The sequence below is a fragment of the Streptomyces sp. NPDC041940 genome (assembly GCF_055589465.1).
The window spans coordinates 60,249-72,310 of record NZ_JBVJBP010000004.1 but is presented as its reverse complement, the minus strand read 5'-3'; the positions used below and the strand labels follow the sequence as shown (position 1 = coordinate 72,310).

The 12,062-nt window shown below is 71.6% G+C and carries 11 protein-coding genes; 7 read left to right on the top strand and 4 right to left on the bottom strand.

Annotation, left to right across the window (positions count from 1 at the left end):
* Positions 1–38: 38 nt before the first annotated feature.
* From ACZ6I3_RS09630 to ACZ6I3_RS09620, 3 genes are all read right to left on the bottom strand, one after another.
* Positions 39–824, bottom strand: coding sequence for an enoyl-CoA hydratase/isomerase family protein (locus tag ACZ6I3_RS09630; protein WP_469413249.1), 786 nt, complete (start codon positions 822–824; stop codon positions 39–41).
* Complete coding sequence (locus tag ACZ6I3_RS09625) at positions 824–3,049, bottom strand: acetate--CoA ligase family protein (protein WP_469413247.1); 2,226 nt, start codon at positions 3,047–3,049, stop codon at positions 824–826. The genes ACZ6I3_RS09630 and ACZ6I3_RS09625 overlap by 1 nt, the downstream gene beginning before the upstream one ends.
* Before the next feature lie 97 nt (positions 3,050–3,146).
* Positions 3,147–4,331 (bottom strand): flavin-containing monooxygenase, encoded by a 1,185-nt coding sequence (locus ACZ6I3_RS09620; protein ID WP_469413245.1) that lies wholly within the window; start codon positions 4,329–4,331, stop codon positions 3,147–3,149.
* A gap of 259 nt (positions 4,332–4,590) precedes the next feature.
* Here ACZ6I3_RS09620 and ACZ6I3_RS09615 point away from each other — a divergent pair, with 259 nt between their 5' ends.
* From ACZ6I3_RS09615 to ACZ6I3_RS09590, 6 genes are all read left to right on the top strand, one after another.
* Positions 4,591–5,040: a DoxX family protein gene (locus ACZ6I3_RS09615; protein WP_469413243.1), complete on the top strand. Its 450-nt coding sequence runs from the start codon at positions 4,591–4,593 to the stop codon at positions 5,038–5,040.
* Complete coding sequence (locus ACZ6I3_RS09610) at positions 5,040–5,447, top strand: Zn-ribbon domain-containing OB-fold protein (RefSeq protein WP_469413242.1); 408 nt, start codon at positions 5,040–5,042, stop codon at positions 5,445–5,447. The genes ACZ6I3_RS09615 and ACZ6I3_RS09610 overlap by 1 nt, the downstream gene beginning before the upstream one ends.
* 71 nt (positions 5,448–5,518) lie before the next feature.
* A complete protein-coding gene (locus tag ACZ6I3_RS09605; RefSeq protein WP_469413240.1) occupies positions 5,519–6,229 on the top strand; it encodes an ABC transporter ATP-binding protein in 711 nt (236 codons plus the stop codon).
* Positions 6,226–8,589: an ABC transporter permease gene (locus ACZ6I3_RS09600; protein WP_469413238.1), complete on the top strand. Its 2,364-nt coding sequence runs from the start codon at positions 6,226–6,228 to the stop codon at positions 8,587–8,589. Before ACZ6I3_RS09605 ends, ACZ6I3_RS09600 begins: the two co-directional genes overlap by 4 nt.
* Before the next feature lie 96 nt (positions 8,590–8,685).
* Positions 8,686–9,300: a GNAT family N-acetyltransferase gene (locus ACZ6I3_RS09595; RefSeq protein ID WP_469413236.1), complete on the top strand. Its 615-nt coding sequence runs from the start codon at positions 8,686–8,688 to the stop codon at positions 9,298–9,300.
* A gap of 40 nt (positions 9,301–9,340) precedes the next feature.
* The gene (locus ACZ6I3_RS09590) at positions 9,341–10,198 is read left to right on the top strand and encodes a GNAT family N-acetyltransferase (RefSeq protein ID WP_469413234.1); all 858 of its coding nucleotides are present in this window, start codon (positions 9,341–9,343) and stop codon (positions 10,196–10,198) included.
* Between the two features lie 32 nt (positions 10,199–10,230).
* Here ACZ6I3_RS09590 and ACZ6I3_RS09585 read toward each other — a convergent pair whose 3' ends face one another.
* Positions 10,231–11,337: a hypothetical protein gene (locus tag ACZ6I3_RS09585; protein WP_469413233.1), complete on the bottom strand. Its 1,107-nt coding sequence runs from the start codon at positions 11,335–11,337 to the stop codon at positions 10,231–10,233.
* 33 nt (positions 11,338–11,370) lie between these two features.
* Between ACZ6I3_RS09585 and ACZ6I3_RS09580 the strand changes: the two genes are divergently transcribed.
* Positions 11,371–12,048: a hypothetical protein gene (locus ACZ6I3_RS09580; RefSeq protein WP_469413231.1), complete on the top strand. Its 678-nt coding sequence runs from the start codon at positions 11,371–11,373 to the stop codon at positions 12,046–12,048.
* Positions 12,049–12,062: the final 14 nt, after the last annotated feature.

Genomic DNA, 12,062 nt, shown 5'->3' with positions numbered 1-12,062 from the left:
TTCATGATTGAAACTGACGAAGCGTCAGATTGGAAGGGTCAGTGGCCCTCGTATGTCGCCTTCCGTCGCTCCACGAAGCTCCGTACCCCCTCCTGCGCGTCCGCCGTCGCCATGTTGATCTCCTGCGCCGCGGCCTCGGCGGCGAAGGCGGTGGTCCGGTCGGTGTCCAGGGACGCGTTGACGAGCTGCTTGGTCAGGGCGAGGGCGCGGGTCGGGCCGGTGGCGAGCCGTTCGGCCCAGGCGCGGGCCGTCTTCTCCAGCTCCCCGTCCGCTACGACCCGGTTGACCAGGCCCAGGCGTTCGGCGTCCGTCGCCGTGAGGGCGTCGCCGAAGAACATCAGCTCCTTCGCCCGCTGGGGGCCGATCAGACGGGGGAGCAGGTACGCGCCGCCGCCGTCGGGGACCAGCCCCCGCCGTACGAACACCTCGATGAACCTGGCCGACTCCGCCGCCAGGACGAGATCGCAGGCGAGCGCCAGATGGGCTCCGAGGCCGGCCGCCGTGCCGTTCACCGCCGCGATCACCGGCTTCTCGCAGTCCAGGACGGCGGCGATCAGGCGCTGGGCGCCGGTGCGGAGGGTGCGGGCGACATCCCCGACGCGGCGTTCGTCCGTGGTGGCCGCCCCCCTGAGATCCGCGCCCGCGCAGAAGCCCCGGCCCGTCCCCGTGATCACCACCGCTCGGACAGCGGCTGTCGCGGACGCCTCCCACAGGAGCCGGACGATCTCGTCCCGTTGGTCCGGGGTGAGGGCGTTGAGCGTCTCGGGGCGGTTCAGGGTGACGGTGAGGACCTGGTCGGCCGTAGCGTGCAGGACGGCCGGCATCAGCGGCACACCGCCAGCGCGTCCAGTGCCACGGCGCCCTGCCCCTGCGGCAGTACCATCAGCGGGTTGATGTCCAACTCGGCCAGCTGATCCCCGAGTTCGAGTGCCATGCGCTGCACGCGCAGGACCACCTCGACCAGGGCGTCCAGATCGGCCGGCGGGCGGCCCCGGACCCCGTCGAGCAGGGCCCGGCCGCGCAGGCCGGCGAGCATGTCCCGCGCCTGCTCCTCCCCGAAGGGCGGTACGCCCACGGCGGTGTCGCGCAGGACCTCGACGAGCACCCCGCCGAGCCCCACGGTCACCGTCGGGCCGAACAGGTCGTCGTGGGTGACGCCCACGACCATCTCGACGCCCTGCTCGACCATCTGGCAGACCAGTACGCCGTCCAGGGAGACCTCCTCGTAGCGGGCGATGTCGGTCAGCTCCCGGTAGGCGTCGCGGACCTGGCTCGCCGAGGTCAGGCCGATCTTCACCAGGCCCAGTTCCGTCTTGTGGGCGATGCGGGCGCCCGAGGCCTTCATCACCACCGGGTAGCCCACCAGGCCGGCGGCCCGGACGGCGCCCGCCGCGCTGGTCACCAACTGCTCGCGCGGTACGCGGATGCCGTACGCCCGCAGCAGCTGCTTCGCGGCGTGCTCGCTGAGCTGTTCGCCGGGGTGCATGAGCGCCTGGGCCTTGCGGCAGGACGGCGAGGGCGTGCGCGGGGCCTCGTCGAAGGGGGAGCGGTAGGCGGTCGTGAAGCGGTGGTGGGCGAGGTGGGCGCGGACGGCGGTGAGGCAGTTGCCGACCGTGCGGAAGGTGGCCACGCGGGAGGAGCCGAGCAGGACCTCGCGGTAGGCCGGTTCGGTGCCGACCGGCGAGCCCCATACGACGCACACCAGCTTGTCCGTGTGCTCGGCCGCGTCCACCAGGTCCCGTACCAGTCGGTCGCTGAGCGGTGGGAAGGGGCCGGTGATCGGGCAGATCAGCACGCCGATCCCGGGGTCTTCGAGGAGCGCGTCGATGATCTTCCGGCCGCGTTCGTCCCCGACCGGATGCCCGCCGTTGTCGACCGGGTTGGCGACGCTCAGGTACTCGGGGATCCACTGGTGCAGTTCCGCCTGCTTGGCCTCGGACAGGACCGGAAGCCTCAGGCCCGCCTCGGTCGCCAGGTCCGCGACGTGGGCGCCCGTGCCGCCCGAGATCGAGTAGACGGCCACCCCGTCGGTGCGCGGCGGGCGGGCGCGGGCCAGCAAAGCCGCCGTGTCCTGGAGTTCGTCGAGGCCGTCGACGCGGATCACGCCGTACTGGCGCAGCGCCGCGTCCACCACCGCGTCCGCGCCGGTCAGTTTGCCGGTGTGGGAGGCGGCCGTGCGGGCGCCGGTCTCGGTGCGGCCCACCTTGACGGCGACGACCGGGACTCCGCGCCGGGCGGCCCGGTCGGCGGCGAGCAGGAAGGAGCGGCCGTCCTTCAGCCCTTCCAGGTAGCAGGCGATGGCGCCGATCCCGGGCTGCTCGGCGAAGTAGGAGAGGAAGTCGGCGGTCTCCAGGTCGGCCTCGTTGCCGGTGGGCGCCCAGTGGGAGAGGCGGATACCGAGTTCCTGGAGGGCGAAGACGGGGCGGCCCTGGTGGCCGGACTGGGTGATGAGCGCGATCGCCGGGCCTTCGAGGTCGTCCCGGAAACGTTCGAACGCGTTGAGGTTGGTGTTGGGGCCCAGCAGACGCACCCCGGAGCGTTCGACGGCTGCGGCCAGTCGCCGCTGGGCGGCCTCGCCCTCGGGGCCGGTCTCCGCGAACCCGGAGGCGAAGACGACCGCGAACCGTGCCTTGGCCTCGGCCAGTTCCTCGATCACGGGGACGGGGTCGCCGACGAGGACGACCGCCAGGTCCACCTGCTCGGGCAGGTCGGCGACGGAAGGGGAACAGGCCAGGCCGAAGACGGACGGGCGGCTGGGATGCACCGGGTACAGCCGGGCCCCGACCCGCTCGGCCCAGTCGGCCAGTTGGCGGGTCACGCCGGTGTGGGGGCGTCCCTCGGCGTCCGAGGCGCCGATCACGGCGACGGACCGGGGCCGGAAGAAGTGGTCGAGATCAGGGACGTCGGCGTGCAGCGGACGCCCGCTGACGTCGAGGTCGCCCTCCTGGGCCGGCCTGCCGTGCACGGCAGGCCCGGGCCGTTCGCCACAGGCGATGGCCCGGGCCCGGCGGGAGTCGGTGGTGAGGGTGCCGTAGGTCGATCCAAGCATCGTTTCCGCCCGCTCCTGTGAGACAGCCGCTAACTGACGCTCTGTCAGATTACTGAACTGACGCGATGCCAGGAATGGCTGTGCAGAAACCGGCGCTCTACACCGAACCGTCCCGCGCGACGGCCTTCGCGATGCGCACCGCGTCGAGCGCCAGCTCGCGCAGGTTGCCGCTGATCGGGTTGGTGAAGCCGGTGAAGTACAGGCCGGGGGCGGTCCTGGGGCTGCGGGCGCCGTGGACGACGGGCTTGCCGTGGGCGTCGAGTACGTCGAGGTGGCCGACCAGGCCCTCCAAGGCGCGGACGTAACCCGTGGCGGCGATCACGGCGTCCGGCTCGACGAAGGTGCCGTCGGCGAGGGCGACCTTCCCGTCGCCCTCGAAGGACTCCACGGCGGCCACGATCTCGACCTTGCCCTTGCGCACGGCGTCGATCAGGCCGACGTCCTGCACCGGGATCGCGCCCTGCTTCACCCTGGTGTACAGGCCCGTGTCGGGACGCGGCAGCCCGTGCGCCGACAGGTCGGGGATCGCCACCTTGGCCTGTGCCCGGCTGATCCGGTCGACGAGGCCGGCCGGGAGACGGCGTACCAGGACACCGCTGTACTGGGCGGCCCAGCCGGCGGTCGAACGGCGCACGATGTGCGGGACGGTGCGCACGGCCAGCCGGACCCGGGAGGCGCCGCTCTCCACCAGGTCCACGGCGATCTCGGCACCCGTGTTGCCGACGCCGACGACGAGGACGTCCCGGCCGGCGTAGGGCGTGCCGTTGCGGTACTCCCCGGCGTGCAGGAACTCGCCGGTGAAGGCCTCGCGGCCGGGCCAGTCCGGCAGGCGCGGGGTGTGGTTGTAGCCGGTCGCGATCACGACCGCCGAGCCGGTCAGTTCCCTGCCCCCGGTGGCGTGCAGCAGCCAGCCCGTGCCGTCGGGCGCCCGCTCGATCCGGGACACCTCGACGCCGGTGACGATCTCCAGGCGGTGGTGCTCGGCGTACTTCTCCAGGTACCGCACCACGTTGTCCCGGGACACCCACCGCCCGAACCGGCGCGGCATCGGCAGCCCGGGCAGGGCCGACAGGCGGCGGGTGGTGTGCAGGCGCAGCCGGTCGTAGTGGCGGCGCCAGGACGCCCCGACCTGGTCGGACTTCTCCAGGACGACGGCTCGTACGCCCCGGGCGCGCAGCGCGTACGCGGCGGCGAGTCCGCCGGGGCCGCCGCCGATGACGTAGACGGGGCGGTCCGGTGCGGGATGCGCGGAGGAGTGTGGGGAGGGCGTGGAGTCGGCCATGAGCGGGAGCGTAATCACGAGCCCGGTTGATGGGTCTCGGTCAAGACCGGAATTGGTTGCGGATTGATCACGGCTGTAGGAGGAGGGGGTGGGGCTTGTGGCGTAGGGCGCCCGGTTGTGGCGAGCCGGTGATCACTCCTGACGTGGGGCTGGTGGGCGCGGCCTCCGGTGAGGGATACGAAGACCGGGGTTCCCTGGCTGCGGGGAGCCTTGTCGCGGGGTCTTGCGGATCCGAAGAACTGACGTACCGTCAGATCGCATGGACACGATCTGGCTCGGCGGGGCGGAGTGGCTGGCCGTACTGCGGATCGGGCTCGGGCTGTGGTGGCTGGAGAGCTGGCGGCACAAGGACCGCGAGGCCTGGTTCGAACGGGGCGCCGGCATCGAGTGGGCGGCCGGGATAGCGGCCGAGCACCGCTGGAACGCCGTCCGTTCGGGCTTCGGCGCGGTCGTCGCGCCCCGTCCGCGCGTGATGGCGTACGTCGTCGTCTACGCGGAACTCGCCCTGGGGCTGGGCCTGATCGCAGGCTTCCTCACCCCGGTCGCCCTGGTCGGCGGGTTCCTCCTCAACGCCCTCTACCTCACGCTCATGATCCATGACGTCGCCGAGCAGGGGCAGAACTCGATGATGGCGCTGATGTCCGTGGTCGGGCTGTTCGGGATGTCCTGGCAGACGTGGTCGCTGGACAGCGCGCTGGGGCTGTTCTGATGGGCGGGCCGTCGACCGGGCGATTCGGCCTGCCCGAGCCCGACGCCTTCACCCGGACGTACTGGGACGCGGCAGCCGAGGGCCGCTTGCTGATCCGCCGCTGCCGGGCCTGCGGACGGGCCCACCACTACCCGCGCGAGTTCTGCCCCCGCTGCTGGAGCGAGGACGTCGTCTGGGAGGCGGCGAGCGGCCGGGCCACCCTCTACACCTGGTCTGTCGTCCACCGCAACGACCTGCCGCCCTTCGCGGAACGCACGCCGTACGTCGCCGCCGTGGTCGACCTGGCCGAGGGGCCGCGGATGATGACGGAGGTGGTGGGGGAGCGGGAGCTGTCCGCCGGGGCGGACCTGGAAGTGACCTTCCGGGAAGGAATCCCGGTCTTCCGGATCGCGCCGGGTGCCCGGTAGGGACCTGATTTCCGAGCCGTATGCATGCCATGTATACACACCGCGTATACACAGTGTGTAGAGTGCGCGGCATGTCCATCGGTCACAGCCTTCCGACTCCTCCCCCCGGCCCCCTGCTCACCGCGCACGACCTGCGCAAGGCGTACGGCCCCACCACCGCCCTCGACGGCGCCGGGTTCTCCATCCGCCCCGGCGAGGTCGTCGCCGTCATGGGCCCCTCCGGGTCCGGCAAGTCCACGCTGCTGCACTGCCTCGCGGGGATCGTGCCGCCCGACTCCGGGTCGATCACCTACCACGGGCGCGAACTGACCAAGATGAGCGATGCCCAGCGCAGCGCGCTGCGCCGCTCCGATTTCGGGTTCGTGTTCCAGTTCGGCCAGCTGGTGCCCGAGCTGACCTGCGTGGAGAACGTCGCCCTGCCGCTGCGGCTGAACGGCACCTCCCGCAAGGACGCCGAGCGGACCGCGCTCGGCTGGATGGAGCGCCTGGAGGTCGACGACCTCACGGCCAAGCGTCCCGGCGAGGTCTCCGGCGGCCAGGGCCAGCGCGTCGCCGTGGCCCGCGCGCTGGTCACCGGACCGCGCCTGCTGTTCGCCGACGAACCCACCGGTGCGCTCGACTCCGCCAATGGCGAACGCGTGATGGAACTGCTGACCGAAGCGGCCCGCTCGACCAACGCCGCCGTCGTCCTCGTCACCCACGAGACACGCGTGGCCGCCTACTCCGACCGCGAGGTCGTCGTCCTCGACGGCAGGTCCCGCACCGTGGAGCGTGCCGTATGAGTCCGCGACAGTGGGCCACGGACCTGGCGATGGGGGCCCGCTTCGCCCTCACCGGCGGACGCGAGGGCTGGGTCCGGATGACGCTCACGGCCGTCGGGGTCGGCCTCGGTGTGGCACTGCTCCTGCTGTGCACCGCCCTGCCCAACGTGTTCGCCGCCCGCGGCAAGGTGGAGGACGCCCGCTACGACAGCACGTTCGTGTACTCCGGCAAGGCCCCGCCGAAGGCCGACAACACCTTCCTCATCGCCGGCGCCGACACCACCTGGCACGACGACGACATCCGCGGGCGGCTCGTCGAGCCCGAGGGCGAGCGGGCGCCGCTGCCCCCAGGGGTCGAAAGCTTCCCGGGCAAGGGCGAGATGGTGGTCTCCCCGGCGCTCAAGGACCTGCTCGCCTCGGACGATGCCGAGCTGCTGCGGGAGCGGCTGCCCTACAAGATCACCGGCACGATCGGCGAGAGCGGACTCATCGGCTCCCACGAACTGGCCTACTACGCGGGCACCTCGGGGCTGAGACTCACGGAGTTCTCCCCCGTGCACCGGCTGACCGGATACGGCAGACCGGACGCGGACACGGCACCCGAGAAGACCGACCCGGTGCTGCTGCTCATGATCCTGGTCGTGTTCGTGGTGCTGCTGACCCCGGTCACCGTGTTCATCGCCGCCGCCGTCCGCTTCGGCGGCGAGCGCCGCGACCGCCGGCTGGCCGCGCTGCGCCTGGTCGGCTCGGACAGCCACATGACCCGGCGGATCGCGGCGGGCGAAGCACTCGCCGGAGCCCTGCTCGGCCTGGTCGTCGGCACCGGCTTCTTCCTCCTCGGCCGACAGACGCTGGGCTCCACCGAGCTGCTGGGCGTGAGCGTCTGGCCCAGCTACCTCGATCCCTCCCCCGCGCTCGCCGCTCTGGTCGCGGTGGCGGTCCCGGTCGCCGCCGTACTCGTCACACTGCTCGCGATGCGCGGCGTGGTGGTGGAACCGCTCGGCGTCGTCCGCGCGGCCAGACAGCGCCGCCGCCGGCTGTGGTGGCGGCTGCTGCCTCCGCTGGCCGGCCTCGCGATGCTCTACCCGATGATCGGCAAGGGGCGTGAGAACGGCGAGTTCAACCAGTACTACGTCATCGGCGGCGTGCTGCTGCTGCTCGTCGGCATCACGGCGCTGCTCCCCTGGGTCGTGGAGGCGGTCGTCGTGCGCCTCGGCAAGGGCGCGCTGTCCTGGCAGCTCGCGGTACGACGGCTCCAGCTGAGCAGCGGAACCGCCGCACGCATGGTCAACGGCATCGCCGTCGCCGTGGCCGGGGCCATCGCCCTGCAGATGCTGTTCACGGGAACGGAGAGCCAGTACACCAAGGCCACCGGCCAGGACCCCGGCCGCGTCGGGGTACAGGTCGAGTTCAGCGACCGCAAGCCGCTGTCCGGTGTCGAGCGCGAGTTCACCGGCACCAAGGGGGTACGGGCCGCGGTGTCCCTGGCCGACCTGGAGTACGGGCAGACCCGTCGCGACCCGGAGTACAGCGGCGGCATGACCGTGGGCAACTGCACCGCCCTGCGCGAACTCGCCACGCTTCCCTCCTGCGAGGACGGCGACGTGTTCGTCACGCGGACCAGGAACCACTACGAAGACCCCAGCAACGCCGACGAGATCGCCGTGCTCAAGCCCGGCCGGAAGCTCTACCTCGACCCGTCGTACGGCGAAGCGACGAGCGAACGCGGCATGGAGGCACCCTGGACCGTTCCGGCGAACGTGCGGGTGGTGGACGCGCGCAAGGACTCACTGGTGGAGTCCAACAGCGTGCTGGTCACCCCCGCGGCCCTGCCCGCCGAGGCCGCGCCCGCGTTGGTCTCGGACGGGGTCTACCTGCGCCTGGACCCGTCGGTGCCGGACGCACGGGAGTACATACGCAACGTCGCCGCCCGGATCGACCCCCTGGCAAGCACCTACACCTGGTCGGCGACCCAGGAGGACACCAAGTACACCTCCATCCGCACCGGCCTGTTCGTCGGCTCCGTCTTCGTGCTGGCACTGATCGGCGCGAGCCTGCTGGTCTCCCAGCTGGAGCAGCTGCGCGAGCGCAGGAAGCTGCTCTCCGCGCTGGTCGCCTTCGGCACCCGGCGCCGCACCCTGAGCCTGTCGGTGCTGTGGCAGACGGCCCTCCCGGTCGGACTCGGCCTCGCCCTGGCCACCACGGTGGGTGTCACCCTCGGCACGGTGCTGCTGAAGATGACCGATACGCCGGTGGCCATGGACTGGGAGAGCGTCCTGACCATGACCGGCGTGGGCGCGGCCGTGGTCGGCGTGGTCACGCTGCTCAGCCTGCCGCCACTGCTGCGGATGATGCGCCCGGAAGGCCTGCGCACGGAATAGCCCCTCACCCAGCCGCCGATGTGGGCTCCAGGAGGAGCCCACATCGGCGTCACAAAGGGAGGTGACCCCTCCCAGCCCACCGGCTTGAATACCCCCATGGCCCCCATACGCGACCCGTTCCCGACCGCTCTGCCCGAACTCCACGGACACGGCCTCCGCCTTCGCCCCTGGGACGCCACGTCCGGCGCCGACGTCGATACGTGGATGCGCGGCATGCGGGACCCGGAGTTCCGGCGCTGGAACACCCCGTTGCGGCTGGTCACGGACCGGGCGAGCGCCAGGCAGTCGCTGCTCGCGCGGGAGCAGAGCGCCGTGGAGGGCACGTCGGTGTCGTTCCGCGTCGCGGACGCCGGCAGCGACACGGCCCTCGGCCACATCGGCGTCAACGAGATCAAGTACCACATGAAGGTCGCCCGCGTCGGCTACTGGGTGCTCCCCGAGGCCCGCGGCCAGGGCGTCGCCACCCGGGCCCTGCTGCTCGCCACCCGCTGGGCCTTCGCCGAACTCAACCTGCACCGCATCGAGTTGGACCACGCGGTCGGTCATGACGTGTCGTGCCGGATAGCCGAGCGCTGCGGGTTCGCGTACGAGGGAACCCTGCGCGGGTCGATCTTCGAGGAGGGCCGGCACGACACGTTCAGAGACGCCCACCTGCACGCGCGGCTGGCGACGGACGCGGAACCCGAAGCGGGCGGAGGGGCCCGGGCGTAATTCGGAGGTGCCGGCGGGGGCGCGGGCGGCACCATGGGGCATGCGCACCGACGACTGGCACCTCACCCAGGACCTCGACGACTTCCTCGACCACGCGGGAACCTTCCTCCGCTCCCAACCCGCTCTGCACACCGTCCCGTTGACCGTCACGGAGACGCTGCGCACCCGCGGACGGCACGTCTACGGCGAGGGGGCGCCGGAGTTCGGCGTACTGGAGCGGGACGGAGCCGTCCGGGCGTCGTTCTTCCGCACTCCTCCGCACTGGCTGAACCTCACCGCCCTCACCCCCGGGGAGGCCGATACCCTCGCGGCGCGGCTGGCCGCTCTCGGGCGGCCTCTGCCCGGCGTGAACGCCGACCGCGACACCGCCGCCGCCTTCACCGAGGCCTGGCAGCGGCACACCGGCGCCACGGCCACACTTCGTCAGCGCCAGCGGCTCTATCGCCTCGGCACCCTGACCGTGCCCGGCCCCGTACCGCCCGGCGGGCCCCGGATCGCCGTCGAGGCGGACCGCGCCCATCTCATCCGCTGGCACGAGGAGTTCAATGAGGCCATGGGCATGGGCACCGTCCGGGACGACGGCGAGTGGGCGGACGCCCGCATCGAACAGGGCGGCATCACCTTCTGGGAGACCCCGGACGGCACGCCCGTCGCCATGGCCGGCCGGACCCCCTTGATCGCCGGCCAGATCCGCGTCGCCCCGGTCTACACCCCACCCGACCTCCGCGGCCGCGGCTACGCGGGCGCCGCCACGGCCGAGATCAGCCGCACCGCCCTCGCCTCCGGCGCACAGGAGGTGCTGCTCTTCACCGACCTGGCGAACCCGACCAGCAACGGGCTGTACCAGCGGATCGGGTACCGGCCGGTGGCGGACTTCGAGGTGTACGACTTCGGATAGCGCGGCGGTCTCCTTCGGGCGGTGCCGCGGTCTCACCAGAATGTGAGCGTCAGCCTGAACCAGGCGGTGCCCTCCCGGTCGGTGTTCTCGGCGTCCAGCGTCTCGGTCGCCAGGGCGGCGAAGGCTCGCTCCTGGAGTCCGAGGTACGCCCGTACGATCGCGCACTCCGGGGCGTCGTCCCCGAGCAGGCGCTCGGCGGTGGCCTCGTCGAGCCCGCCCAGGTTCCAGAGGAGCTCGACGATCGGGGCGGCCCGCTCGCCACCGCGCTCGGTGACGAAACCGCCCACGAAGCTCTTGGCGATGTCCTTCGCGAACGGGTTGAGGTTCGCCATCCACTCCCTGCGCAGCCACAGTTCCGCACGGGTCACCCGCTCACGCGCGTCCAGGTGCAGGGTGAGGTCCACGTGTTCCTGAAAGCCGCCGGTCTTGAGGCGCACCGTCGTTCCGTCCGCCTCGGTCGTACGGCCGTCCGCCGTCTCTCCCACATGGAAGAAGCCGAAGAAGTCGCCGCCTCGCAGGTCCGCGTACGGCACGAGGGTGGGCTCCCCGGAGAGGTCACCCCACTCCGACGGCCACAGGAAGGCCGAGAAGACGACCTTGGCGAGATCGGCCCTGGAGATGATCCAGCCGTTGCCGTGCTCCACCGCGTCCACGCCCGCCGCGTTGTGCTCGCGGCACAGCAGGGAGCGACCCGGCCAGGGGTCGTGGAAGAGGACCGAATCGTCGTCGGCGGCCACCAGATTGATGCAGTGTCCGGAGCGGCCGTCGTACACCTGGACGGCCGTCCCCTTGACGTTCCGTGTGATGAGGCCCCTGGCCAGGAGGTCGACCAGAGCGGTCGGGGAGAAGACGATCACGCGGTCGATCGCGGCGGTCGGCACCTCGGGCCGCCCGGCCGCGAGGAGGCAGACCGGATGCATGCCGGAGAGCAGACCGAATGTGCGCCAGGTCTGTTCCAGTGTGGCGCCCCGGTGCAGGTCGCCGTAAAGCCCCCGCGCCTCCGGGCTGCTGCTCAGTTTCGCGACCGCCGCTTCCAGGATCTCGACAGCCAGTGACCGGGGCACGGCGCGGGCCCGTGTCTCGTCCTGCGGAGCCGATGGATCTGCCGGCCCGGCGCCGGAGAACAGAATTTCTTCCACCGAAATACGGTACCCAGTAGATAACATGAAAATGTGTCAGATCCGTCGATTCCCATCGCCCGCATTCAGCAGTACATCGTGGAGCGGTGCCCCCATTGCACCGAGCGGCACCGGTTCACGCTGGGCTTCGGCCGACGTGCCGTTCTCACCTTCGGAGGCGCCGTGGCCGGCGCGGGCCTGACCTGCCCGACGACGGGTGGGCCGATCGTCGTCGAGCTCGAACTCCGCGAGAACGAGACCTACTTGGGCCCCGTCGATCCCTCGGCGGGCGCCACCGTGACCGTCGCGCTCCCCGAGCCCGCGGCCGCGGGGGCCGCGGTGGCACAGGAGGGCGGCGGTGAACGTGCCGAGTGGCAGAAGGGGTCACGTGCGACGGCACTCGACTTCTGCCGGACCATGCTGGCCACCAGCAGTGGCGCCATCCCCGTCTATACGGCGGTGCTCAACTACGTGGGGATCAAGGGGATCTCGGGTTCCTTCACCGGCCGGCTGAGCGTGCTGCCCATGGTCCTCTTCCTGCTCGCCGGCGTGGCGTTCATCCTGGCACTGGTGCCCACCCTCGTCACCGTGAGCGACGAGAGGGGCTTCCGCGAGTTCCGCGACCGGCGGCTGCGTCTCCTCGACCGGTACATCTGGACGGGCGTCACGCTGTTCGTGGCGGCCATGGCGTTCTCCGTCTATTTCCTGTTCTCCGCCCTGGGCACGGTCTGACGGAGACCCCGGCG

Excerpts from the sequence above, each read along its gene's own strand:
- ACZ6I3_RS09630 (WP_469413249.1), bottom strand. The coding sequence starts at position 824 with ATGCCGGCCGTCCTGCACGCTACGGCCGACCAGGTCCTCACCGTCACC.
- ACZ6I3_RS09625 (WP_469413247.1), bottom strand. The coding sequence starts at position 3,049 with ATGCTTGGATCGACCTACGGCACCCTCACCACCGACTCCCGCCGGGCC.
- ACZ6I3_RS09620 (WP_469413245.1), bottom strand. The coding sequence starts at position 4,331 with ATGGCCGACTCCACGCCCTCCCCACACTCCTCCGCGCATCCCGCACCG.
- ACZ6I3_RS09615 (WP_469413243.1), top strand. The coding sequence starts at position 4,591 with ATGGACACGATCTGGCTCGGCGGGGCGGAGTGGCTGGCCGTACTGCGG.
- ACZ6I3_RS09610 (WP_469413242.1), top strand. The coding sequence starts at position 5,040 with ATGGGCGGGCCGTCGACCGGGCGATTCGGCCTGCCCGAGCCCGACGCC.
- ACZ6I3_RS09605 (WP_469413240.1), top strand. The coding sequence starts at position 5,519 with ATGTCCATCGGTCACAGCCTTCCGACTCCTCCCCCCGGCCCCCTGCTC.
- ACZ6I3_RS09600 (WP_469413238.1), top strand. The coding sequence starts at position 6,226 with ATGAGTCCGCGACAGTGGGCCACGGACCTGGCGATGGGGGCCCGCTTC.
- ACZ6I3_RS09595 (WP_469413236.1), top strand. The coding sequence starts at position 8,686 with ATGGCCCCCATACGCGACCCGTTCCCGACCGCTCTGCCCGAACTCCAC.
- ACZ6I3_RS09590 (WP_469413234.1), top strand. The coding sequence starts at position 9,341 with ATGCGCACCGACGACTGGCACCTCACCCAGGACCTCGACGACTTCCTC.